Genomic DNA, 25,057 nt, shown 5'->3' with positions numbered 1-25,057 from the left:
TTCGTAGCCAAAACAACTCGTTGAGAAGAAATTCAATGGCAACCTGACAACACCCTCGAGCACTTTTAGTTTTGCAGTGATCAAACCTGATGCTGAGATAATGGTAAAAGAGGTAAGCAAAGTCTTTCTTTTCATTCTTATTTTCTCGAACACGCCTGTATATGCGTGACTCGTACCAGCATTGAATCAGCGCGCATTATGCGGCCTTGGCCGCGAATACTACCATTCAATAAATAATAATTACCACATATTGAGTATCTAAATAATAACCATTTGCATAATTATTTAGTTTATTCTTATAATCATGTCAATGGTCCGGCGCATTCAAACGCCAAATATGCATTTAATAGCAAATGAAGAGTTTATCGTATGTACAAAAAATTCCTGATCATAGCTGCAATGGCTTTTAGCACCACAGCTCTCTCAGCAGTGACTACCGTTACTGATGTATTAGAAAGGCAAGTTACCTTTAACGCTCCCGCTCAACGCGTTATTGTTGGGTTTTACCCTGAAGACTATATGGCTATTGGTACAGAAGCGGCCTATGACAACGTCGTTGGTATGTCAAAATACATCTGGCAAGCTCGGCCAGCCAACTGGGAGATGTATGTTAACCATCGTCCCTCACTGGATGATATCCCTGAAATTGGCCGAGTAGATACCAATTCATTTTCGATAGAAAAAGTGATCAGCCTAAACCCTGACCTTATCCTATTAGCCGATTGGCAATATAAAGCCTTGAGCACTGAAGTCTCTCGCCTTGAAGCAATGGGGATTCCTATTGTGGTTGTCGATTATAATGCTCAAACGGTAGAACGGCATGTAAAAAGCACCCAACTGATTGGCACCATCACGGGGCAAGAAAGACGGGCTGAAGCCATTGCGAATGAATATCAGGAAAGTGTCGAGAAGATAACTCAACGACTGGCTGCGGCAAATAAACCTCAACCAAAAATCTATACCGAATATGGTGCAAGCGGTGTAAATGAAGTGGGCTACACCTTTGGTAAAAATATGTGGGGAGCTATCTCAACCATGGCGGGTGGCGATAATATTTCAGCCCCTTATGTCGAATGGTGGGGAAAACTTAACCCTGAACAAATTATTGCCAGCAACCCCGATGTGATTGTTATTACAGGGTATGAATCCGGCACTGCCAGCAATGCAATGCTCATAGGGCAAGACGTCGCCGAAGAAACGGCAAAACAACGGCTAGCGGGCTTTAAACAGCGGCTGGGTTGGTCTTCCATTAATGCAGTAAAAAATAACCGGATGTATGCCGCCTATCATGGCGCATGTCGAACCATTATGGATGGCGCAATGATTCAGTTTTATGCCAAGGCGCTCTACCCTGATGTTTTTACTGATCTCAACCCCGAGCAAGCCTATCTGGATTTCTATCAAAAATATTTGCCAGTTACCCCTAAAGGCACCTTTGTTGCTCAGCTCCCTTAATCCTTTGCCATTGAGCTCAACGCTCTCGTTGGGCTCAATGCTTATCGATTCATCATTCTCATTTTCCTGTAAGCTTTTTCATTATTCACAACCTACTAATTGCTTCACTTTTCATCTTCACTAACGAACTAAACACAAACCTCATCATATGTAGATTCCCGCGCTACGATAAAAATGCTAAAATACTCGACATAAGAGCTGCTGTAATTATGGTTAGTTTGGTATGGCGATCCAATCAAACTCATCGATTGTTTTGATGCCCACCTGATACCTCACCAGCTAAAACCAAAAAACGAAAGGCTACAAACTCAAATGGTTAACAATAAAATTCAATGGTTTCCGGGCCACATGCACAAGGCTCGTAAAGAGATTGAAGAAGCAATTCCGCAAATTGATGTAATTATCGAGGTGCTCGATGCGCGTATTCCTTACAGTAGTGAAAACCCACTGATTTCTCAGCTCCGCGGCGATAAACCTTGTATTAAAGTACTCAATAAGCGTGATTTAGCCGATCCTGAAATGACCGAGTTGTGGATTGCTCATTTAGAGCAAGAGCAAGGGGTGAAAGCAATGGCCATCACCACCGCTAATCCTCAAGAAGTCCATCGGATTTTAGAATTGTGCCGTAAGATGGTCCCTCATCGTGAAGAGGTGGGCAAAAATGTTCGCACTATGATCATGGGGATCCCCAACGTTGGTAAATCGACCATCATTAATACCTTAGCTGGTCGAGCGATAGCCCAAACCGGTAACCAGCCGGCGGTGACACGTCGTCAACAACGGATCAATTTACAAAATGGTGTCGTGCTGTCTGATACGCCTGGTATTTTGTGGCCTAAAGTTGAAAACCCTCACAGTGGATTTCGTCTTGCTGCGACTGGCGCGATTAAAGATACCGCGATGGAATATGAGGATGTGGCTTTTTATACTGTCGAGTATCTTGCCAAACATTATGCCGATAATCTTATTGCACGCTATCAAGTTGATGGCACACCTGAATCGGATGTGGAATGGATGGAAGCCATTGGCCAAAAGCGTGGTGCTCTTCGCGCTGGTGGGCGAGTGGATTTGCATAAAGCATCGGAAATTCTCTTGCATGAACTTCGCCAAGGGGTACTGGGTAAAATTACGTTAGAACGCCCAGACATGATCCCTAATGAGTTAATCGAAGTCGAACAAGAAGAAATCCGTAAAACGGAAGAAAAAGCGAAAATTAAAGAAGAACGCCGTAAACGTTATCTACGTAATAAGCGCTAATACTCACTTCAGAACTTCTTGCATTAAAAAGTCACAACGTCACTTAAAGTTGTGACTTTTTTGTTCTTGCCTCTTATACATCAACACTTCGACTCTCAACATCCTGTGTACACAATACATAAACGTACATTCCAAGACACACCACTAAGTGACAAATCCAATCATGATTAGTAGGCTATCGAATATCTGAGATGGACACCTCTCTTTAATAAACAACCGCCCAATAATTATCTGCGGAACCTAATCACCAATTTATCATCATACATTCATGCTCTTATATCATTCACGGAACCTAACATGAACAAACGCTGGATTGCAGTCGCCATTGTATTAATGGCTGGCGGTTACTGGGGTAGCGCTCATTTATCAAAACCCAAAGCATCACTACCGACCTTAACGGCACAATTAGGCCAAATTGAAAAACAAGCCATCGCTGTGGGACAAATCGTTCCGGCTCACTCAGTCTCAATTAAATCGCAAATTGAAGGTATTGTTGGTGAGATATTCCACCATGTTGGTGCGCATGTGAATGCGGGAACACCATTAATTAAAATCACCCCTAACCCAACTCCGCAGGCACTGACCGAAGCAACCACGATGTTAATGCAAAGTGAAGCCAGTTTAGAGTCAGCAAAACAAAACGTTACCAATTTAGAACGTCTTGTTAAACAGAATATTATTCCTAAAAACTACGGCGACTACATTCAAGCTCAAGCCGATTTGAAATCAAAATTGGCCGATGTGGTACAAAAACGCCAAAACTTAGAATTAATCCGTAGCGGCGAGGCCTCAATTGGTGATGCTAAATTAACCTCAACCCTTACCGCTCCGATCGATGGCACTATTTTAAATTTAAAAGTAGAGGTGGGTGAGCCGATCATCTCTACGGCCTCTAGCCAAGCCGCGACCGAACTGATGTCGATTGCAGATATGAAGAATATGATTTTTAAAGGCAGCGTCAGTGAACACGATGCGGCACAACTCGCGGTTGGCATGCCTGTCACTGTGATACTCGCCCCCTTTCCAACCCTAAATATCGAGGGCGTGTTAAGCAAAGTCGCTGTGCAATCTGAAAAACTCAATAACACCAGTTCGAGCAATAACACGGGGTTTGATAATGGCTTTGAAGTCGAAATTAGCCAGCTCAACTTTCCAGAGGATATCACCCTTCGCTCCGGCTTTTCAGCCACCGCTCATATCATCTTAGAAAAAGTAGAGAATGTGGTGACGGTACCGGAGCGCGCATTACGCTTTCAAGGTAACCAAGCCGAAGTGTTAATTGCTGATGATTCAGAACATGGATTCACTGCACAGCCGGTAACATTAGGGTTATCCGATGGCATCAATGTGCAAATTATCTCTGGGCTTGAAAACCAACAAACGATTGTTGATAACAGTATGCTGGGTCATTCTTATGCCAACTAATGCCTTGATCAATTTTACCCGTTATGGATTATTAGCGCTTGCGATCAGTCAGCCCGCTTTTGCTATTACGTTAGAACAAGCTTGGCAAGCGGCAAAAACCGCTGATCCAACCTACATGCAGGCGCAAATCCAATCACAAATTAGTCAAACTGACGTTGCCACTGCCACTAGCGTATTACGCCCATCGCTGAATATCACGGCGCAAACCAGTTGGAACCAAGATGGTGACAACCAAAGGGGTTATGGCGCCACATTGAGTCAAACCCTTTGGGATAGCTCTGCTTGGTCTGCGCTTGATCAGTCTCAAGCTCACTATGTTGCTGCGCAACTGCGGGCAAAAGCGGAATACAATAACCTGGCCGCACGTTTACTAACCGCTTATCTTGAATTGGCCAGCGCCCAAGGTGATCTCACTCTTGCTCAAGAGAAATGGCGAGAAGGCGCACAGTTACTACATGTAACCGAGCAACGCTATCTGGCCGGTAAAATTCGCGCCACAGAGTTAGAAGATATGCGCGCTAACCATGTTGATGAGCAAGCAGCTTTACTCGCCGCACAATCGGATCTTGCTAGCAAACAATATGCGTTAACAGCACTCATTAATCAGCCAGTTGATAAAATCCATGAAATCAATACGCAGGTATCAGAGCAGCCCACTTTACCTTTTGCGACTGAACAACAATGGATTAAGCTTGCCAAAGACAACAGTCCGACCTTGTTAGCCAGCATACAAGAGTTAACTGCGGCTCAATTTGCACATGACGCCGCTAAAGCCAAATATTACCCGACGCTATCAGGTAGCGTGTCCTATCAAAGTACTGATCAAGGTCGTGATGGTGATTTGAATGCAGGGCTGACGCTCAGCGTGCCTATCGATTTAAATGGAGCGACACGTTCTAGTGTGGATCGCGCTCAACTCACTATCTTAAACAACAAGCAAGCAGTGAGAAAAGTCGAGATTGACATTCAACAAGAAATTCAAACTCGCTTTCATCAACTGCAATTGGAATGGCAACGGATTGAAATTGCCCAGCAACAAGTGCTGGCGCGACAAACCGCGCTGGAAAGTAAACAAGCGGTCTATAACGCTGGCATGACAGAAGCCTCTGAGGTGATCACCGCTCATAATGCGCTGTTTAATAGCAAACATACCTTACAAACCCGTCTGTACGACTACTGGTATCATCGTATTGCTTTACTAAAAACAGTGGGCAAATTGGATGATGAGAATATCGCGTTAATCGCACGAGTGCTGCAGTAATGAACACTCTATTTCTGCAAGTTACCCAAACCTTATTGGCTCACCGCTTACGCAGCACATTAGCCATTATTGCCATTGTCTGGGGAATGCTGTCGGTACTGGTTTTGGTCGCTTTAGGTGAAGGTTTTTATCGAGTGAATACTCAATCCTTTGCGTTACTGATGAGTGATACTCAGATGGCTTTTCCCGGTCAAACCGCTAAGCCATGGCAAGGGCTTCCAGCCAAACGACCGATCCGGATCTCTAAGGAGCAAATGCATGCCTTAGCCAAACAACCAGCGATAGAACAACTTTCGGTGATGTACGGAAAATGGGATGCTACGGTTACCAACGCTCAAGGACGCTCACTACCAGGTTATGTCGCTGGAGTTGATCAGCATTATTTTGCTTTACAAAGCCTAACCTTACGTCCAGCTTCACGTGCGATAACCCCTAATGATGTATTCAATCATGCGAGAGTAGCGATCATCGGTTGGCAATTAGCCCAAGTCGGTCAATTGGCGCTAGGCGATAGCGTTAAGGTGAATGGCATACCCTTTTTTATTATTGGTATCACTGAGCAAAAAGAAGGTGGAGTGTCGTTAAATAATGAGAGCAATCAACTAATGATTCCCAGCACCACCTTTACTGATTTATGGCAAAGTAACCCCTATTCTTTGTTAGTAAAACCCAAAGCGGATATTCCCGGCGTAGCTTTACGTCATGCCATACAAACGTTTTTTGCCAAGCAACAGCATTATGACCCAACCGACAGCGAAGCGGTTTATTTGCCAGACTTCAGCAGTGGTGCTCAGTTTATTAATGCCCTGTTTCGCGGTATTCAGCTGTTTTTAGGTGCCAGCGGGATGATGACCCTCGCTGTCGGCGCTTTGGGGGTTGCCAATATTATGTTTTTGTCGGTAACCGAGCGAACGCGAGAGATTGGCGTGCGACTGGCCGTTGGCGCGACACCAAAAATTATCCTCTGGCAATTTATACTCGAAGGCACGTTATTGGTTACCCTCGGCTGCGCGATAGGTGTTGGGCTCTCGTATTTGGCCATTGCCACGCTGAATCAGCTTGGTTTACCTGACTGGTTGGGTACGCCGATCATCACCAGTGCTTCGATCGTTGGATCGCTCCTTATCACCGCCTGTCTAGCGTTATGTGCCGCTTATTTTCCAGCTCGCCGTGCTGCACATTTAACGCCAGTTTTAGCTTTAAGTGCGAGAGGATAGCATGCTGCCAATCAGACAAATTATTCAGGAAATGCTGGCAGAAAAACAGCGTCTTTTATTAACCGTTCTTGCTGTTGCTTGGGGTACGCTGTGCATCAGTATGATGTTAGCGAGCGGTGAAGGCTTAAGACAAGGCTTAAGCCGTGCTTCGCAAAGCGGCAATGGTCAACTGATTTATATCACACCAGGCTACGCCAGTATCAACAGTGGTCGTTTCTTTACTGGGCAAGCTTTATCCTTACAAGCGCAAGATGTCGATGTGGTTCGTGCATTACCGAGCGTGCAACAGGCTGAGATTAGCGCCGTGTGGGATAAAACCGTCCGTTATCAGGAAAATAGCAGTTGGCAAACCCCGTATGCGGTTAGTCCTGATTATGCTCAACTGACAGGAATAGAAATGATACCCGGGGGACGCTGGTTTAATCAATTAGATAATCAGCAACAACGTAAAGTCATCGTGCTGGGTTATACCACTGCAAGCCAGCTATTCAATCAAGAGAGCGACGAGGATTTTTTGCAGTCGCCCGTGTTAACCATTAATCCAGTCGGCAAAATCGTTAAAGTCGGTGATGAAGATTTTACCGTGATTGGTGTAATAAAATCCAACGCTTCACTGATAGAACAAGGCCTACCAATTGATTATGCATTGTTTGTCCCTTTGAGCACTTGGCAACGTTTTCATCCCAACCAACCGATTGCCGCAATTAACGTCAAGCCCATTGCGCAAGCGGATCGTGAACAGTTAGCTCAAGTGATCAAACAAGTGTTAGCCAGAAAATATTCTGCCGATCCGAGTGATGAGCAGTTAATTCAAAGCCAAGATATGCTACTCAGACAAAAAAGTATGCAACGCTTTTTACTCGGTCTGCAAAGTTTTTTAGGTGTGATTGGTCTTGTTACTCTGAGTGTCGCGGGCATTGGCATCGCCAATGTGATGTATGCGACCGTCAAACGCGCTACACGAGATATTGGCGTGAAAATGGCGGTTGGCGCCACCAGCGCCAACATTCGTCTTCATTACTTAGTTCAATCCATACTAACCATGGGGATGGGCGGTATCGTCGGACTGAGTTTCACCTACGGCCTTATACGCTTAGTCCAACACCTGCCACTACAAGGTAACTTTCTTTATGAACAGTTGGGAAAACCCCAGCCAGAGCTGTCGTGGCCCATTCTATTTTTGGTGATGACGGCATTAGTCATCATCGGCGTCGTTGCGGCTTGGTTTCCCGCTAATCGCGCAGCAAACATCACTCCATTAGAGGCATTACAAAGTGAATGATCAATCTCCTCTCGTGCAACTCGCCAATATCTGTAAACATTACCGAAGTGGTGAAGAACAAGTCAAAGCGCTGGATAATGTCTCACTGAATATCGATAAAGGCGAATACCTTGCTATTCTTGGTCCATCAGGTTCAGGAAAATCAACCCTGATGAATGTTCTCGGCTGTTTAGATACACCAACCAGCGGTGACTATATACTGGAAGATAAACGGGTATCATCGTTAACCAATCACCAGTTAGCCAAGATAAGAAATCAAAAAATTGGTTTTGTTTTTCAAAGTTTTAATTTACTTGATTATGCGAATGCGATTGATAATGTCGCCCTGCCACTGGTGTATAGCGGCACAACGCTAAAAGAGAGGCGTCAGCGTGCCGAGCATTTATTAGACAGCGTTGGCCTCGGCGATCGTCGTTATCATAAGCCGAATCAACTCTCTGGTGGTCAAAAGCAGCGAGTGGCCATTGCCCGTGCGTTGGTCAATGATCCGCAAATCATTTTGGCCGATGAACCCACGGGGGCACTGGATTCCAAATCGGGTGCTGAGATCGAAACGCTATTCAATCAGCTTCATCAAGCAGGTCGAACATTAATTATTGTCACTCATGATGTGGCACTGGCGCAGCGCACTCGGCGGATCATTACTATTAAGGATGGTAAAGTGTTATCGGATAAGCCTGTTCATCAAAGCGAATGACGCTGAAACTCACTACTCTAGAGAGAAGATAAGAAGGCTGAGAAACGGCCTTCTTATCTTTCTGAATCAATCATCATTTGATGTTGGCTAAGGTCAATAAAATTGACTCCAACTGATCCCATGGCATCAATTGTGAATCAATGACTTCTAAACGAGATTCAAAGCCTTGTAGGGTTAACTCGTTAACCGATAACACCCCGTTATTGGCATTAAAGGCATAACAGCCTTTGGTCGTGTTCAAAACCCCTTTGACCCGTTCAGCGGTTAAGGCGCTAAGCATCGAAAACAGCTCATCAAAATCAAACTGATATTCTGCACCAAATAACCAGCCACAACTGTAGTAGCCTTGACCACGATTTTCTTTACGTAGAAATGCTTGTCCCGGGGCTAAAGCAAACTGTGGCTCTAATTGGGCATGATGATGGTGATGAGCTTCGATATGGCTTGATGCACTTTCCGCACTACGCTCCATATCAAGCATCGAGAGCGATAAATTGCCCTGACTGACTAACTGATAAGCCGCTTTCGCTGGTTGCTGTCTGGCGAACCAAGTCTGGAACATCTCAACATCTGTTGGCGTTGCTTGGTCAACTTTATTGGCAACAATCACATCAGCACTGGCTAATTGATCATTAAAGTTTTGATTCATCAAATATTTATCATTACTTAAATGACGAGGGTCAACCAGTGCAATGGTCGCTTTGAGGTCAACATAAGGCTGATATTGGGCAGAGGTTAAAGTGGCGATAACTTGCTTGGGGTGCCCTAAGCCTGTCGGTTCGATCAATAAACGATCGGGCTTCTGCCTTAACAGGGTGTTAATCCCCACAGACATCGGTACACCCGCCGTACAGCACATACACCCACCCGGGACTTCTTTAATTAATGCCCCTTGTTCGGACATTATCGCGCCATCAATACCTATCTCACCAAACTCATTAACCAGCACCGCCCACTTTTCATCCGCCGGTTTATGCTTCAATAAGTTTAAAATCGTGGTCGTTTTACCCACGCCAAGAAAGCCAGTAATAATATTGGTCGGTACTTTTTTTGTCATCGTGGTACTCCTTTTCGCGGAGTATATACAAAAAACAAAGAGGTGTAGACTGAAACGAGCTGAGGAGAAGCGCCTAAACAGCAAAAGGCGCACTGTATGAGCGCGCCTTAATCCTCGGAACTCAATCGTGAGTTGTGCGAATCAGGAAGGCTATAGTTGCAACCTGATCATAATCGAGGCTATTTGAATTGTAGGTTTAATCCATCCAAATTGTAGGTAAGGCTTGCGTTTCCTCCTGTTGAAATACTCTGTTTGCCTTACGCCTTAAATATCGCTCATTTTCAGAAAAACACCATTTTTTTATCGTCTTTTTTTCGGTTGAAATATGACTTTGCGATCCTGTTCAAAAATCATCATTAATGGCGATACAATAGCTATTTTTCCAATTCAATATTTCATTTTTAAAACTACAGTTAAAGGATTGGCTAAGTATAATTTACATTTTGTTACCTCTATAAGGCTGTTGTGTACATGCTTGTCCGCGAGAAATTCTCTCATCGATTGTTCAATAAAATACCTAAAGACAGCTTTAGCCAATTTCTTGCCAACGATAAGCTTTCATTATCGATCCTATTTCTATCTATGATCGTCGGGATACTCGCCGGACTGATCGCAACGTATTTCGAACTTGCCGTCCATTTCGTCTCTGAGTCACGCACCGAATGGTTAGTGGGTTCGATTACTTCACTGGTTCCTCTTTGGCTAGCCGCTTTTTTGATCAGCGCTGGACTAGCCTTAATCGGCTACTACCTCGTTCATCGATTCGCTCCTGAAGCCGCAGGCTCTGGTATACCAGAAATTGAAGGAGCAATGGATAACATTCGTCCAGTTCGCTGGTGGCGCGTTTTACCGGTTAAATTTATCGGCGGTATGGGCGCACTTGGCTCAGGTATGGTTTTGGGAAGAGAAGGTCCAACCGTACAAATGGGCGGTGCCGTGGGTCGAATGGTATCTGATGTTTTTCGAGTAAAAAACGATGATACTCGACACTCTTTGCTTGCTGCTGGGGCTGCTGGTGGTCTTGCCGCCGCGTTTAATGCGCCTCTTGCGGGCATTATGTTCGTATTGGAAGAGATGCGTCCACAATTTCGCTACAGCTTTATTTCTGTACGAAGTGTGATCATTGCAGCCGTGTCAGCCAATATTGTGTACCGAGTCATTAATGGCCAACAAGCGGTGATTACTTTGCCACAATATTCGGCCCCAGAATTGAGATCCCTACTGTTTTTCCTATTACTTGGCATATTATTCGGTGCTTTCGGCGTGCTCTTCAATAAACTGATCACCTTGAGTCAAGACCTCTTTGTTCGCATTCACCATAACCTCCGTCATCGTTACCTTCTTACTGGCTCACTACTTGGAGGATGCTTTGGTTTAACTCTGCTCTACATCCCTGAACTTACCGGTGGAGGTATTGGCTTAATCCCCTCAGTAGCGATGGGAGAGTATACGACCGGTATATTACTGTTATTGTTTTTAGGAAGGATTGTTACGACTCTACTCTGCTTCGGTTCTGGTGCTCCCGGTGGCATTTTTGCTCCCATGTTGGCATTAGGGACATTGTTTGGCTACGCCTTTGGTTTAATTGTTCAAAGCTGGTTTCCAGAGCTCAATATCGAACCAGGCATGTTTGCGATCGCCGGCATGGGAGCACTATTTGCTGCCACGGTTAGAGCACCGATCACTGGTATTTTATTGGTGATAGAAATGACTAATAATTACTATTTAATCTTACCATTAATCATTACCAGTCTCGGCGCAGTCATTTTTGCTCAGCTTTTAGGCGGCAAACCTATTTACAGCCAGCTGCTGCACAGAACCATCAAAAAAGAGAAACTGCGCCAACAAGAGTTACCCAATGGTCATTAGCTATAAATGTGATCATTTTGTGATAATCATCTAGTGATTGATTACCCATGTTAGACATAACTTGCTAGAATCGCCGCTGTTTTTATGGCTCGTTATGTGTCTCAATGGAGTGAACATTGCACTGGAAAAAATTACTGCATGTACAAAGCGTACCCGCTTCACAAGCAGCCTTGGCATTGGGCATTATTGGTTTAGGTCAAGCTTGGACACTCTACTCACCAACCTGGGGAGCTCTTTTCCATCCCTACTTTGCGCTGTTTGGTAGTTTATTATTACTGCCCGTTTTAGGTAAATATCTCACTAGTTATTCTTCATTTATTAATGATCTCCGTCATCCTCTACACGGCAGTTTAATGGCTCCAATGAGTATGGCACTATTAATTTTATGTGATTATTTAGCGGTTATTTCTCCAAGTATTGCTTATCCAATATGGGCTCTAGCCCTACTGTTGCACATGACCATGATGGTCCTGTTTTTTCGCTTTCAGCTCCTGAATTTTAAAATCTCCAATATTGTTCCCAGTTGGTTTCTCTACCCAGTCGGTCTGATTAGCAGTTCTCTTGCTGGGACACAATTTGGCCATACTGTTTTTTCTGAAACGCTGGTTAGTGTCTGTGTTGCTATCTATTTTGTGATGTTACCAGTGGTACTCTATCGCTTAGTCTTTGAAGGCATGCTGCCCAGACGGGCACGTCCAACCTTAGCGATCATGGCTGCGCCGATTAACCTTACTCTCGCCACCTATCTGGTCAATTTTGCTACCCCGGATCCGATCCTCACTGGTGCTTTAGCGGGTATTGCCATCACCATGACGCTATTAATTTATCTTTGTTATTTCAGACTATTGCGTTTAGCCTTTCAACCTTCAATTGCTGCGCTTACTTTTCCTTCGGTGATCAGCGCTATCGCGATGCATCGTTTAACCGATTATTTTTCAGAATTTTACCCACACTGGTACTGGCTACATCTGTTTGGTTTATTTGAACTTCTTGTCGCTACAGGACTCGTCGCTTGGGTTGTTTGGGGATACTGGAAAATGTATTGGCCATCCCCTCCCGTCATCGTAAAGTAAATCATCACCGACCGCGTCGATACTCAATATGGGCAAATAAACCATCATCGTTAACCATTGATAATTTATCATGATCGCTTGCCATAGACAGAACCATAAACCGCTCCTAAACTTAGAATAATTCAACAAAATAGGTGGCACGATAATGAGACAAACCAAACAATTAGCTCACCTAGTACTGTTGTTATTAACATTGATAGTAACAGTACCAACGTTTGCTCAATCCAACTTTCCTACCCAGCCACTGACTATGTTGATTGGTTTTAATCAAGGTGGCAGTACGGATATTCAAGGGCAAGTCCTCGCGAAAGTTCTTTCCGAAAAACTCGGCCAACCCGTTAATATTCTTTACCATCCTGGTGCTGGAGGAGCTTCAGCGGCAGCCATGCTGGCAAACAGTCGCGATCAAGGCTACACCTTTCAATTTGGACTTTCTCTGCCTTATACCTTCGCACCGTTAGCAACTCCGGCTTCTTACCAGTTAACCAGTTTTCGATACGTGGCTGGTATTACTCTTGATCAAATTGCTTTAGTCACTGGTCCTAATACTCCATTTGCTACGTGGAGCGAGTTTATTACTTATGCCAAAGCCAACCCCGGCTTAGTTTATGCGTCGCAAAACATTCAAGATCGATTCGTGATCAATCGAATCATGCGGCGTGAAGGCATTACATTACGTATTATGCCAACGACCGGAGGAGCGGGTATGGCTCCATTAATCCTTTCTGGGGATGCCGACCTTGCCTTTAGTGGCGGCACACATAGCGCTTATACTGACTCCGGACTAATGCGGGTCCTTGCCAGTTTGGCGGATGAAAGGCTTGCCCATTATCCACAAGTACCTAACTTAAGAGAACTCGGTTACGACGTAAGTATGCATGCGATCCGTGTGATTACCGTTCCAGCCAATACTCCTGACTATCAAGTCGATATTTTAGCCAAAGCGCTTCAATCAGTGACTCAAGACGCACGATTTAAAAAAGTCACAGAAGAGACAATAAAAATGCCCGTTATATTTATGAATGAATCCGCATTAATTGAATTATTCAACGCCCAAGTAAAAGAGTACAAACAATTAATTGCAGAGTCTCAATGAATAGTGCAATAGTGCAATAGTGCAATAGTTAGAATTATAAAATAATAAAATTTTCGGAGAGACACATTAATGCCTTCAAGCTCAGAAATAGGAAAAAAAAGCAAAACAAACAGGTGGGAACTCAAATTCACTACCCGAATTACTTTGCTATTTGGTTTTCTAAGCTTGTTTACCCTTCTTATTTCCATGTTTTATTCAATACGTACTGCAGAAATCAGTTTGCATTCAGAAATTGAAAATAGTTTAGCGCAGCGACAAAGAACCGTACAAAGTTTAATAGAAAATCGTCTAGATTTATTAGAGGTTTATTTACACACGACTGCATCTAATCAAGTGTTCACTTCATTAACTGGTGAGAACTTTGAGTTTAATAACATTGCTGAAGATATGATCTATATGTTTCAAGATTCAGCATTAGGAGCAAACCTTGATATTTTCTTTTTAACCGATTCCTCGGGCAAGGTTTTAATGGATGCAGGACTCCCTTTATACAATATTGAACCAATGTTAAATTCATTACGCTCTCCTCTACATTACACAAGTGAATGGGCATTAGTGCATAGTCCAAATTTAACCGCCTTACTGAAAGCGACTCCAATTTTTGACCCTGCAAGCATTCAATTACGAGGCTATATGTTTATTGGTTTGGCGATTGGTCAAAACCGAAGTTTTATTCAGACTCTCGCTGAACGGGCCGATTTAGATGCTCTTTCTATTCATTATCAGCAAGCAAGACTGATTCAATACAGTCCAAGTATCGCGCTTCCAGCACATTCTAGTGAAGAAAAAACTTCATCACAGATGCGTGCTTATGAAAATCTATATCTATTAAATGCAACCCTGAACATTAACAATAAAGCATATCCCTTAAACTTAAAAATGGGTATCGATAAGCAGAGATTTACTTCTGTCTCTGAACATTATTGGCAAACGTTCTTTTTATTATCTGGTGTTTTTTTACTGCTGCTGATTCTTGCCGCTTGGCTTTTACATCTAAGTCATAGCCGAGCGATAAGCCAATTGACCGACTATATTCAAGGTATTCAAAAAGGACTAAGAGTATCATTTTCTCCTACTGGAATATATGAATACAATCAAGTGGGAGATGCGATGCAGCATATGGTGGAAAATCTAAAAATTGCCGCCACGGTATTTGAGTCAGCCGAAGGTATGGTTGTGACCGATGAAAAAAAACACATTCTTAGAGTGAACCAAGCATTTACTGATATTACCGGTTACCAACCAAAAGATGTACTAGGCCATCATATAAAAGTCATTCGCTCGGGTCGTCATAATCAAAGCTTTTACGATGAACTTGAATTGCAATTAAAAACACAAGGTTCATGGCAAGGTGAAATCTTTAATAAACGTAAAAATGGAGAAGAGTATCTACAGTGGACAATGATCACTGCCGTCATCAGTGATCATGAAGATGAAATCATTAATTATGTGATCACGTTAATTGATATCACTCAACGTAAAGCCGCAGAAAGCAAAATAAAACAGCTCGCCTTCTATGACCAATTAACTGGATTACCTAACCGTCAGTTATTAATGGAGCGCTTAGAATCAGCTCGACTAAATAGCCAAAGAAATGGCCAGTACGGTGCAATTTTATATTTAGACTTGGATGATTTTAAAACCCTGAATGATACTCGAGGCCATGATACTGGCGATAAATTTTTAACCTTAGTCAGTCAACGATTACTTGATTGTGTACGTAGAACGGACACCGTTGCTCGAATCGGTGGCGATGAGTTTGTGATCATTCTTGAACAACTGGATTCGGATTTAGACATCGCCTCTAAACGTGCTGATTTATTGTGCAGAAAGATTCTTGATACATTATCCAAGCCTTATTACATTGATAATATTGAACATTTTAGCACATTAAGTATCGGCGTTACCCTTTTCCTCGGTGAGACCAAAGGGATTGATGAATTACTTAAGCATGCCGACTTAGCCATGTACCAGGCTAAAGGAGCGGGTCGCAATACACATCGATTCTTTAATCCAGAAATGCAAGCCAAAGTGTTAGAGCATGCAGCCATGGCCAATGATATTCGCCACGCCTTAACTCGTAATGAATTCACTTTATACTATCAACCACAAGTCACCCATGATGGTCAACTTACTGGCGCTGAAGCCCTTATTCGTTGGCAACATCCTAAACAGGGGACAATTTCACCAATAGAGTTTATTCCTATTGCTGAAGAAACCGGGTTAATTCTTCCTTTAGGCGAGTGGGTATTAGATCAAGCTTGCCAAGTCCTTGCTGTATGGCAAAACTCACCACTCACTGACTCGCTGGTTCTCGCCATTAATATCAGTGCCAAGCAATTCCATCAAACTGGTTTTGTTCAGCAAGTTCTAGAAGCGTTGCAACGTTATAGAGCGAATCCTGATCGTCTTAAGCTGGAACTCACAGAAAGTATGCTTCATGAAGATCTTGAAGATACCATCACAAAAATGTCGCAACTAAAAAAATATGGGGTGAGTTTTTCTCTCGATGATTTCGGAACGGGTTACTCATCACTCAACTACTTAAAACGATTACCTTTAGATCAACTCAAAATTGATAAATCTTTTGTGCGTGATTTACTCACCAATAGTCATGATGCGGATATTGCTCGTACGATTGTCTCATTGGCGAAAAGCATGAACTTAGCGGTGATTGCTGAAGGCGTCGAAACACAAGAACAAAGACTGGCTCTCGCTAGCTACGGTTGTTTGGATTTCCAAGGCTATTTATTTTCTCGTCCTGTCCCTCTCGAAGCCTTCCCATTTAATTATCCTGATGGTATTCCGACAACAGCCAAAAAAAATTAACGCAACTCTGTGGTTAATATTATCAGAAACCGGCTTTGATAGATTTGGATACTGGGTAGACAGACGTCAAAGATAAACTGGAGGCTTTCTTGCAAATGGTAAACGGTTATGAGAGGAAAAACATTTATTAAACATAAAGATAAAAAAACAGCGCATCTAAGCGCTTTATTTGATAACTTCTGACGGATTTTAGTAAGCTTGGAGCGTGCGGCGGGAATCGAACCCGCATCATCAGCTTGGAAGGCTGAGGTAATAGCCATTATACGACGCACGCTTTGTTTGGTCTGGCTTGCTTACGGGGTGTATATTGCCACAGTTATAAGAAAAGAAAAGCCTTTTTTTAGAATTTCAGTTTGTTTGCTTGCAAAATAAACAAATTGATTTCAATGGGTTAAGTTTTAATCTTGTCAGATCAAATGAGAGGCATTTTTTCTCCCGAAATGTCAATTTTGTTCGCCTAATCAGCCCTATTCCATCATCCACAGAAATAGTTCATGCTTCTACTAAACCACTATCAATTATTTTCTTCAATCGAATGTGAAAAGTGATTCCAATCACACCGATATTGGTTATAATCCGCGCGCTTTGTGATTTGTGTTGATAATTGCAAACTAATTTTTAACTAATGCCGTTGGCATTTTCCTGAACTGACCTTTGAGTATCCCAACTAATGAGCAAGATTGATAAAGCGCTACGTATTCTTCTAGCTGGTTTTTGTATCAACCTTTGTCTTGGCATCCTATATGCTTGGAGCGTATTTAATAAAGCGCTCGTCAATGATTTTGGCTGGAGTGCAGCCGATGCTTCGTCCCCTTATGCACTTGCCACTATCGCTTTCTCGGTTTCATTGCTGATCGCTGGTGTCTTACAAGATAAGATGGGACCCCGTAATATTCTTATTCTTGGTACCTCGTTAACCGGATTAGGCATGATTGCCTCCGGATTTGTTTCATCGGTTGCTATGCTCAATATCACTTTTGGGATCATCACTGGTGCCGGCATTGGCTTTGGTTATGCTTGTCTATCACCATCGGCCATGAAGTGGTTTCATCCTTCAAAGAAAGGGATGGTTAATGGATTAATTGCTGCTGGATTTGGCTTAGCCGCTATTTATCTTGCTCCTTTAACCTCAGCACTGATCACTCATTATGGTATTCAAACTAGCTTTATTTTACTGGGTATTGGTGTACTGGTCATTGCAGTACCGTTAGCATGCACCATCAATAATCCGCCAAGTGATTACGTGCCCGCTGAACCAACATTAAAAGCTGGTCAGCAAGCGAAAAAAGTTTCTATCAATAATGATATGACATGGCGAGCCATGCTAAGAACTCCACAGTTTTACGCCTTATGGGTCATGTATGCCTTAGCCGCATCGGTCGGCTTAATGATTATTGGTAATATAACCAATATCGCCAGCGTACAAGCAAGCTTACCTAATGCTGTTTATCTTGCCTCTATTTTAGCGATTTTCAACTCAGGTGGGCGCATTGCTGCAGGTGTATTGTCCGACAAAATCGGCGGCGTAAAAACTCTACTGATCGCCTTTTTACTGCAAGGAGCCAATATGATGTTGTTTGCTCAATTTGACTCTGAATGGACACTGATCATCGGTACTGCCATCGCCGCTGTCGGTTACGGTACGTTACTTGCTGTCTTCCCATCGATCACTGCTGAATTTTATGGCTTGAAAAATTACGGCACCAACTATGGCGTTCTTTATACCTCATGGGGTATTGGTGGCGCAATTGGCGCAGCCGTGGTCGGCTACTCGATGACCCATGGTGGCGGTTATCAGCTGGCTTACAGTATCTCAGCCGCGATGATGGCACTGTGTATTTTGCTGGCTTTAGTAACCAAACCCATTACTCGCCCCGAAGTATTAGAGTTGAAAACCGCTTAATCTTGCGGCTCAACATTTTCCCCTAAAAAAACGCGCTGCTCTAAAAAGGCAGCGCGTTTTTATATACTCGGACACTCTAAAACCAAGGTTTACGACTCAGAATATAGGTCTGCTCGAACTCTTCATCGGACCTCGTCACATAAATAAGAAACTCAACAAAAGCGATAATCCCAATGATCGCTGAAGGGATACCAAGTAACAAAAAGCCTAACAGAAAGGCAAACAACATGATCAACCCCTGTTTGATATACCCTAAGTAAAACTTATGTACCCCTAGCGAGCCGAAGAAAAACGCCAGTAAAGCGGCCACAATTTTCTTCGATGATTTACTACTCGGTAATGGATAAATCGCTGTGGCTTGACCATCCTGAACAAAAAAATCAACAGTAAGACCAATTTTTGGTCCTTGTTCGCCTTTCCACTCGTATATTGTCAGTGGATATCGATTACCGTCCTCACCGGAAATAAGCCCAGTGTGGTCGAACTGATTGAAATCAATAACAGTGCCTTTCATTTTTACTTATACCTCAGATAATGAATGTTGCCATCTCTGCACATTCCCAAAACAGGGTATATACTAACCATGAATAGCCAGTAACTCCCAACTCACGTAAACAACCGGAGGTGTGAGATGAACATTAGAGATAACATTGATGCTTTAGAGCAACAAATTTATGTTGCGTGTTCAGAAGGTGATTTCCAAACGGTCAACCACCTTGAAAAACAGTTAGAGCAACTTCGAGGCAAAATGGAGCATCCTTTCGATGAAGACCCTTATGCACTCGAAGGAAGAACGTTTATTGACGATGATTGGCGATAAATAACGCAAGGGAGTCATTGGCTCCCTTGCTATATCACACTAAAAAAAGCGGATTCGACTGCGTCCACTTTCGTTATCAAGTTGATCATCAACGACTGATGTATCGACACTTTTTTTGCTTGTCTTATTCTTAATCTTATTTTTTGCTTTCTTTTGGTCAGTTTGACGGTTTGAGCTCTGAGTGAGCTTAGATTGCGTATTTTTAGCTTTAGGTGCCGAAGGCGTGGCTTTTTTCTTAGTTGGCGCTTTTTCTGCACTTAATGGACGTTCAATCGTTTCCGTCACTGGCGCATCACAGATCACCAGATAATATTCTTGATTGAACTCAATCAAATCACCATCGTACAATTTACGACGTTTGCGCGCTTCTAGTTCGCCATTCACCGCAACGTAGCCTTCAGCGATGACATGCTTCGCTTCTCCACCACCGCTCACTGCATTCGCTAATTTGAGTACTTTGTATAATTCAATCGGCTGATTATCGACTTCTACGCCAATCGCTTCAATTTCTACTTCTTGCTGGTCGTCAACACTCTGACTCATGATCATTTCTCATTCAATATTTCGCGCTAGTGTATACCGAATACACTCACAGACAAGACCAGAAACAGGGCTTGTCATACCTATCTTAGCCAACAAGACTATCGATTAGGCGGTATCATGACTTATTTTAGGGTTTCATCGCCATTTCTTTAGCAATTAAACGTAATAAAAAGGTTTCTCTTTCAATGCTCATGCCTTTTTTATCACTGCTGGCAATTGTCTGCTCATTATGAGCAATCGCTTGATGGATATTCACCCACATCGGCCGCATGCCATTTTTTATTTCATAATCTTCAAAACGAGTATCACCTAACTGACGATCAGCTTTACAAGTATAACAGTAGGAGATCATATGCATCACATCCGCATCATCTCGATACCAAGGACGAAATTCTTCATAAATACCATAAGGTTGAATATGGTGAATATTGTTAGCTCCCGTCTCCTCTTCGAGCTCACGGACTAAGCCTTGAATAATATCTTCATGCTCATCAATGCCCCCACCAGGTAAAGTGTAATCATGATAACGCTCAGTATAGAGCAGCAAAATATCATCGCCATCGGTAACGATCGCTCGTGCAGCTTGGCGTTGGACAATAGTGTGTTGACTGAGTTCCGTCACCTCGGGATGCGTCGCGGTGTGTAAATGTTTCATAAACTACCTTATTATTTCTTAATGACCGATTTTATCATGATCCTTAACGCGGCGTGAGACTCGCTCTGTGTTTTTCTGAATAGATAGAAACGACAACGATTATCATTGCCGAATGATTCATTTACCGCTAAGGTAATAGAGAAAATGATTCCCTACTTTGATGAATAAATATGGCAACTCAAGAAAAACAACGTGACTTCTATCGGGTTACAGTCACCGAGACCAAGCGTCTTTCTCCGAACATTCAACGTATTACGCTACAAGGCGACACGATTGCCCATTTTGGTGAACAAAGTGTTGGCGGCTACTTTAAATTGGTTTTTACCCCACAAGGTGATCCTGATCTCTCGCGTTTAACCCCAACCGAGCGACCGATTTTACGCACTTATACGATTCGTGAATTCAACCCTCATAGCAATCAAATGACGGTCGATTTCGTCCGACATATTACCGAGGATCTATCCTGTGGCTTTGCCGCTCGCTGGGCAGAAAACGCAAAAGTGGGAGATGAAGTATTCATCGCCGGACCAGGTAAAAGCCAGGGCCCGAATTGGGCAGCCGACTGGGTCTGTCTAGCTGCTGATATGACAGCACTTCCTGCTCTAGCAACAACACTAACGAGCTTAGACCCAAAAACTCAAGGCTATGCCGTAATTGAAATTTCTCATCCTGACGATCAACAACCGTTAGTTGCTCCACCAGGAGTAAAAATCATCTGGGCTCATACTGATCAGGGGGAGACATTAACTCAGACGGTAAAAGCTCAACCTTGGTTGGCGGGACTTTGCACCGTTTGGTGTGCTTGTGAATTTGAATCAATGCGTGAACTTCGTCAATATTTTCGCAATGACAAGCAAGTGGAACGCGATCATATATACATCAGCAGCTATTGGAAAAATGGCGTGACGGAAGATGGACATAAAGTGCTAAAACGAGAAGACGCAGAAGCCAATAGTTGAGGCTAACTGACTTCTGCCTATCATTGGTTTAGGCTTAATTAAAACGCGGCTTGATACTCTACTTATATCCCGTCGCGTTTTATCATTTTTAATCGTCGTAGCATGGTTCCTGCATCGTCAACAAAGATTCAATCACAATGGCATCGTGACGCCAATAACTTATCTCCGTATCGATTAATCCACCTTGTGCATCATACCTCACTCGCTCAATAACCATCGCTGGCGTTCCTTGCGTTGTACGCAACGCTTGTGCCATCTCCCCCAACAGAGATCGACTGGTAATACGATAGCGTATCGTTGCACACTCGGTAAAAAAGTGTTGCTGATAAAGCAAGGTCAGTGATTGGCTTAACTCTAAAGTCAGTAAATTCGGAAAACGCTCTGGGCTTAGATAATTGGTCACAAAAGCAACTGGTCTCTGCTCTAAGCAACGGACACGCTCAAGATGATACACTTCTGAAAAAGGCTTGAGCTGCAATAAACGACTGGCCTGCGGATTGGCTAAACTACTTTTAGCCGTGAGCAATTGAACCGTTGGAACACGTTGCTGAGTTTTTGCCAATTGTTCAAACGTTAGATTTTGCGTTGGGTCATAACGCAGTGGCGAAGGAGAAATAAACCAACCACGGCGATCTTCTCGATAAATCCGCCCTTCGGCCTCAAGTAAAGAGAGTGCCTCACGCAACGTTACCCTTGTGGTTGAGAATGATTCAGCCAGCTTACGTTCCGAAGGCAGTTTTTGTCTGGCGGATAACTGACCAGAGCTTATCTGTTCGATGATAATGTCTTTAATCGCTAAATACTGCACGATAGTCCTTGATTGAAATGATAGTGCTGATATGCATATCGACCGCGCTAAATGTAGAGTCTAACCATACCTGACATGTCGATAGTAGCGCAAAAATGTAAAACTATGGGCATATAGATTGTATTTTCTCTCCATTCGGTTTATGTTCTATAACACAATAGGTGCCAAGCGGTACCATTAAATCAGTTTCTATGCCGCCCTGATACGTTCAGGGCGGTATTTCTTTTTGGAGAAAATAAAATGCCAAACAATAATAACGCGATTATCGTGTCCACTCTGGATATGGATCGAATTAGCGCACTGATGGACAAACTACCTAAGTTGTCTAAAGAATTAGAACGTCTAGAAAATGAACTCGACAGAGCCACTGTTTTAAACCCAGAGGAGATCCCTGCGGATGTCGTCACTATGAACTCTACCGTGAAATTTAAGTTTCAAGGCAGCGACGATGTGATGCAAAAAACCTTGGTGTACCCTCATGATGTGAAGGGTAATGATGATATTTCTATCTTCGCTCCCGTTGGTAGCGCACTACTTGGACTTTCTAAAGGCCAACAACTGACTTGGCCAATGCCAAATGGCGTTGAGCGGACCATCGAAATCATCGATATTATCGATCAACCTGAGCGCAACGGCGAATATAACCGCTAAACGCTTTGACCTGATGCAAAGGCTAACTTTGCATCAGGTTTTACCTACCCCAATTAAGCCAGCAAAATCGTTTTTAATTCGTGTAATGAAGCCACTTCATAGTGCGCGTCGATACCACTTGGTTTTGGATGTTGATGAGTATTCAACCAGCATGTCTCAAGTCCAAAGTTCAATCCACCTAAAATATCAGAGTGTGGATTATCCCCCACCATTAATACTTTTTCCTTGGCTGGGTGGCCCATCATTTCCATGGCATAGGCAAAAATACCCGCATCCGGTTTAGCAATACCAATCTGTTCTGAAATCACGATATGCTCGAAATAGTGCTTCATACCGGTTTTGGTTAATCGAACATCTTGTAGCTCGGTAAATCCATTCGTGATGATGCCAAGCTTTGCTTTACCACGTAATGCCTCCAATAATTCTCGGGCCCCTGGTAACAAAGTACAGATGTCAGCCATCGCGGTCAAAAATGCGCTATTTAATTCAGCCGGCGTGGTATCCAATTTTGTTGCCCAGAGTTCGAATCGCGTGTGCTTTAGCTGTTCTGCCGTAATATCACCATTTTGGTAGTCCACCCATAAAGGCTTATTAACCTCTTGATATTCCATAAAATCTTGCTCAGTGAAATCCACGCCCTTACGGGAGAACATCAACTGCATTCCTTTAAAAGAATCAAAATGGAATAAAGTTTCATCCGCATCAAACAAAATCCAATCGTACTTCATCATTTACTCCTCAAATTTGCTGAGCAAGTGTAGATTGTTTTTAATAAGATGTTAATCTCATATTAGATCCGTTAACTGATTAAGGAGCAAAGTGATGAAAAAGATTGCTGTGATATTAAGTGGATGCGGGGTTTTCGATGGCGCTGAAATTCATGAGTCGGTACTTGCCCTTTATGCGATTGAAAAACAAGGTGCGCAATGGGCCTGTTTTGCACCGAATGTTGAGCAAACGCAAGTAGTTAACCATCTCACTGGTGAGATCATGTCTGAAACTCGGAACGTACTGGTTGAATCAGCAAGATTGACTCGTGGTAAAGTACAAGACATTGCGGAGCTCAATGTTCAAGATTTTGATGCATTACTGCTCCCAGGTGGATTCGGCGTCGCCAAAAACCTCAGCGATTTTGCAACCAAAGGAGCCAACTGCACGCTCAATGAGCAAGTCGCTAAGGTCTGCCATGCCTTTGCTCAAAGTGGTAAACCCGCCGGTTATTTATGCATCTCCCCTGCACTCATCCCGCTTATTTATCCAACCGGAGTAGAAGGCACCATTGGCCATGACCAACAAACGGCCAATGCATTTAATCAAATGGGCGGAGAACACGTGAATTGTCCCGTTGATGATTATGTTTACGATCAACGTCATAACGTTCTCTCGACTCCAGCTTATATGCTGGCCGAAAATCTATCACAAGCAGCACTCGGCATTGATCGATTAATTAAACGTTTAATTCAGTTGGCCTAAAGCGAGTCACTTTTATTCGAGACCAATAACATTAACTTACTATGCTTGATATACCGCTGAAGATATCCCTTTTCGGCGGTATTTTTTTATTGCTGCTTTGACTGTATATCGAAACTACTTTGATTTTTAGCAATGTGACAAATTTGTCTGGTGTAAATGCTCACCACCGTAGATTGATAGTTGGTGAGAGCGAGGATATCTCTCACTATCATTTGGTATACGGACGTAGACAAACCTACAGCAGCTACCCCCCTTTCTACTTGAAGCTGCAGCGGTGTTGGCTACGTTCGTTCACCTCAATCACATAGTCTGCCTATGCTCATGGGGACTCACTCACTTGCTGCCTACCTGCAACTCCAAGTGGTTTGGGTATATAAATAGTAAGCCATAATTTGGGCTATTATATTTATTACACATTAATTAGGCTCTCTGAGCCTACGGATCAACAACACATAATAAAGGCACTATAATTGAGTTTGCTAACACGAGCAAAATAATAATATTTCATTAATGACATTATTTTTTTATACGACAATATATCCTTTGTCAGCTGGCGCTTACTTTCAACAAAGGATATTAACCATGAAATATGGCACCTCAAAAAAACGTAAGCGTTCACCGAGGTATCTTGACTTACCATGCCTGAAGAAGCATGTGCAGTTTATAGATCAAAAACGTTCGGGTACGGTTTCTTCTCAACGACTGACGTGATGATTTCACTCAGAAC

Annotated in this window: 22 protein-coding genes and 1 tRNA gene; 16 read left to right on the top strand and 7 right to left on the bottom strand. The window is 43.1% G+C overall.

Annotated elements, in window-relative coordinates; all coding sequences use genetic code 11:
- Window positions 1-369 precede the first annotated feature (369 nt).
- From FKN93_RS13230 to FKN93_RS13200, 7 genes are all read left to right on the top strand, one after another.
- Window positions 370-1,455 (top strand): ABC transporter substrate-binding protein, encoded by a 1,086-nt coding sequence (locus tag FKN93_RS13230; RefSeq protein ID WP_170905270.1) that lies wholly within the window; start codon window positions 370-372, stop codon window positions 1,453-1,455.
- Window positions 1,456-1,767: 312 nt separating this feature from the next.
- Window positions 1,768-2,712 carry a ribosome biogenesis GTPase YlqF gene (ylqF, locus tag FKN93_RS13225; RefSeq protein WP_154171102.1) on the top strand — a complete coding sequence of 315 codons (945 nt, stop codon included), beginning with the start codon at window positions 1,768-1,770 and terminating at the stop codon, window positions 2,710-2,712.
- Between the two features lie 297 nt (window positions 2,713-3,009).
- A complete protein-coding gene (locus FKN93_RS13220) occupies window positions 3,010-4,137 on the top strand; it encodes an efflux RND transporter periplasmic adaptor subunit (protein ID WP_004396452.1) in 1,128 nt (375 codons plus the stop codon).
- Window positions 4,127-5,398 carry a TolC family protein gene (locus tag FKN93_RS13215; protein ID WP_170905269.1) on the top strand — a complete coding sequence of 424 codons (1,272 nt, stop codon included), beginning with the start codon at window positions 4,127-4,129 and terminating at the stop codon, window positions 5,396-5,398. Before FKN93_RS13220 ends, FKN93_RS13215 begins: the two co-directional genes overlap by 11 nt.
- Window positions 5,398-6,615 (top strand): ABC transporter permease, encoded by a 1,218-nt coding sequence (locus FKN93_RS13210; RefSeq protein ID WP_170905268.1) that lies wholly within the window; start codon window positions 5,398-5,400, stop codon window positions 6,613-6,615. The genes FKN93_RS13215 and FKN93_RS13210 overlap by 1 nt, the downstream gene beginning before the upstream one ends.
- Before the next feature lies 1 nt (window position 6,616).
- Window positions 6,617-7,897 (top strand): ABC transporter permease, encoded by a 1,281-nt coding sequence (locus tag FKN93_RS13205; RefSeq protein WP_170905267.1) that lies wholly within the window; start codon window positions 6,617-6,619, stop codon window positions 7,895-7,897.
- A complete protein-coding gene (locus tag FKN93_RS13200) occupies window positions 7,890-8,594 on the top strand; it encodes an ABC transporter ATP-binding protein (RefSeq protein WP_004396460.1) in 705 nt (234 codons plus the stop codon). The genes FKN93_RS13205 and FKN93_RS13200 overlap by 8 nt, the downstream gene beginning before the upstream one ends.
- A gap of 73 nt (window positions 8,595-8,667) precedes the next feature.
- Here FKN93_RS13200 and FKN93_RS13195 read toward each other — a convergent pair whose 3' ends face one another.
- Entirely contained in the window at window positions 8,668-9,651 is a 984-nt protein-coding gene (locus tag FKN93_RS13195; protein ID WP_158137302.1) for a GTP-binding protein, read from the bottom strand.
- Between the two features lie 471 nt (window positions 9,652-10,122).
- On the opposite strand from FKN93_RS13195, the gene clcA reads away from it, so the two are divergent.
- From clcA to FKN93_RS13175, 4 genes are all read left to right on the top strand, one after another.
- Window positions 10,123-11,520, top strand: coding sequence for a H(+)/Cl(-) exchange transporter ClcA (clcA, locus tag FKN93_RS13190; protein WP_004396480.1), 1,398 nt, complete (start codon window positions 10,123-10,125; stop codon window positions 11,518-11,520).
- A 116-nt stretch (window positions 11,521-11,636) separates the two neighbouring features.
- Window positions 11,637-12,593, top strand: coding sequence for a TDT family transporter (locus FKN93_RS13185; protein WP_004396481.1), 957 nt, complete (start codon window positions 11,637-11,639; stop codon window positions 12,591-12,593).
- A gap of 145 nt (window positions 12,594-12,738) precedes the next feature.
- The gene (locus FKN93_RS13180) at window positions 12,739-13,689 is read left to right on the top strand and encodes a tripartite tricarboxylate transporter substrate binding protein (RefSeq protein WP_158145045.1); all 951 of its coding nucleotides are present in this window, start codon (window positions 12,739-12,741) and stop codon (window positions 13,687-13,689) included.
- Between the two features lie 219 nt (window positions 13,690-13,908).
- Window positions 13,909-16,518, top strand: a complete 2,610-nt coding sequence (locus FKN93_RS13175) for an EAL domain-containing protein (protein WP_170905266.1) — start codon at window positions 13,909-13,911, stop codon at window positions 16,516-16,518.
- Between the two features lie 199 nt (window positions 16,519-16,717).
- On the opposite strand, the gene FKN93_RS13170 is transcribed toward FKN93_RS13175, so the two are convergent.
- Window positions 16,718-16,792, bottom strand: a tRNA-Gly gene (locus FKN93_RS13170).
- Between the two features lie 396 nt (window positions 16,793-17,188).
- On the opposite strand from FKN93_RS13170, the gene FKN93_RS13165 reads away from it, so the two are divergent.
- On the top strand, window positions 17,189-18,421 hold the full coding sequence (locus tag FKN93_RS13165; protein WP_158145042.1) for an OFA family MFS transporter: 1,233 nt from the start codon (window positions 17,189-17,191) through the stop codon (window positions 18,419-18,421).
- A 76-nt stretch (window positions 18,422-18,497) separates the two neighbouring features.
- Here the strand turns inward: FKN93_RS13165 and FKN93_RS13160 are convergent, their stop codons facing one another.
- Entirely contained in the window at window positions 18,498-18,935 is a 438-nt protein-coding gene (locus FKN93_RS13160; RefSeq protein WP_154171112.1) for a TM2 domain-containing protein, read from the bottom strand.
- A gap of 117 nt (window positions 18,936-19,052) precedes the next feature.
- Here FKN93_RS13160 and FKN93_RS13155 point away from each other — a divergent pair, with 117 nt between their 5' ends.
- A complete protein-coding gene (locus tag FKN93_RS13155; protein WP_004396488.1) occupies window positions 19,053-19,241 on the top strand; it encodes a hypothetical protein in 189 nt (62 codons plus the stop codon).
- Window positions 19,242-19,280: 39 nt separating this feature from the next.
- Here FKN93_RS13155 and FKN93_RS13150 read toward each other — a convergent pair whose 3' ends face one another.
- Window positions 19,281-19,784, bottom strand: a complete 504-nt coding sequence (locus tag FKN93_RS13150) for an RNA-binding S4 domain-containing protein (RefSeq protein WP_004396489.1) — start codon at window positions 19,782-19,784, stop codon at window positions 19,281-19,283.
- A gap of 127 nt (window positions 19,785-19,911) precedes the next feature.
- The gene (locus tag FKN93_RS13145) at window positions 19,912-20,439 is read right to left on the bottom strand and encodes an NUDIX hydrolase (RefSeq protein ID WP_004396491.1); all 528 of its coding nucleotides are present in this window, start codon (window positions 20,437-20,439) and stop codon (window positions 19,912-19,914) included.
- Between the two features lie 170 nt (window positions 20,440-20,609).
- On the opposite strand from FKN93_RS13145, the gene FKN93_RS13140 reads away from it, so the two are divergent.
- The gene (locus FKN93_RS13140) at window positions 20,610-21,398 is read left to right on the top strand and encodes a siderophore-interacting protein (RefSeq protein WP_004396493.1); all 789 of its coding nucleotides are present in this window, start codon (window positions 20,610-20,612) and stop codon (window positions 21,396-21,398) included.
- Between the two features lie 88 nt (window positions 21,399-21,486).
- Here FKN93_RS13140 and phnR read toward each other — a convergent pair whose 3' ends face one another.
- Window positions 21,487-22,206 carry a phosphonate utilization transcriptional regulator PhnR gene (gene phnR, locus FKN93_RS13135; RefSeq protein ID WP_161438268.1) on the bottom strand — a complete coding sequence of 240 codons (720 nt, stop codon included), beginning with the start codon at window positions 22,204-22,206 and terminating at the stop codon, window positions 21,487-21,489.
- 240 nt (window positions 22,207-22,446) lie between these two features.
- On the opposite strand from phnR, the gene rnk reads away from it, so the two are divergent.
- Window positions 22,447-22,857 (top strand): nucleoside diphosphate kinase regulator, encoded by a 411-nt coding sequence (rnk, locus tag FKN93_RS13130; RefSeq protein WP_004396497.1) that lies wholly within the window; start codon window positions 22,447-22,449, stop codon window positions 22,855-22,857.
- 53 nt (window positions 22,858-22,910) lie between these two features.
- Here rnk and yjjG read toward each other — a convergent pair whose 3' ends face one another.
- On the bottom strand, window positions 22,911-23,585 hold the full coding sequence (gene yjjG, locus FKN93_RS13125; RefSeq protein ID WP_004396500.1) for a pyrimidine 5'-nucleotidase: 675 nt from the start codon (window positions 23,583-23,585) through the stop codon (window positions 22,911-22,913).
- 94 nt (window positions 23,586-23,679) lie between these two features.
- Here yjjG and elbB point away from each other — a divergent pair, with 94 nt between their 5' ends.
- Window positions 23,680-24,330 (top strand): isoprenoid biosynthesis glyoxalase ElbB, encoded by a 651-nt coding sequence (gene elbB / locus FKN93_RS13120; protein WP_161425397.1) that lies wholly within the window; start codon window positions 23,680-23,682, stop codon window positions 24,328-24,330.
- Window positions 24,331-25,057: the final 727 nt, after the last annotated feature.

Origin of the sequence: Vibrio sp. A8-1 (assembly GCF_013048685.1) — a bacterium.
Taxonomy (GTDB): domain Bacteria; phylum Pseudomonadota; class Gammaproteobacteria; order Enterobacterales; family Vibrionaceae; genus Vibrio; species Vibrio metschnikovii.
The sequence above is the reverse complement of the archived record's forward strand: the minus strand, read 5'-3'. Positions and strand labels throughout refer to the sequence as shown.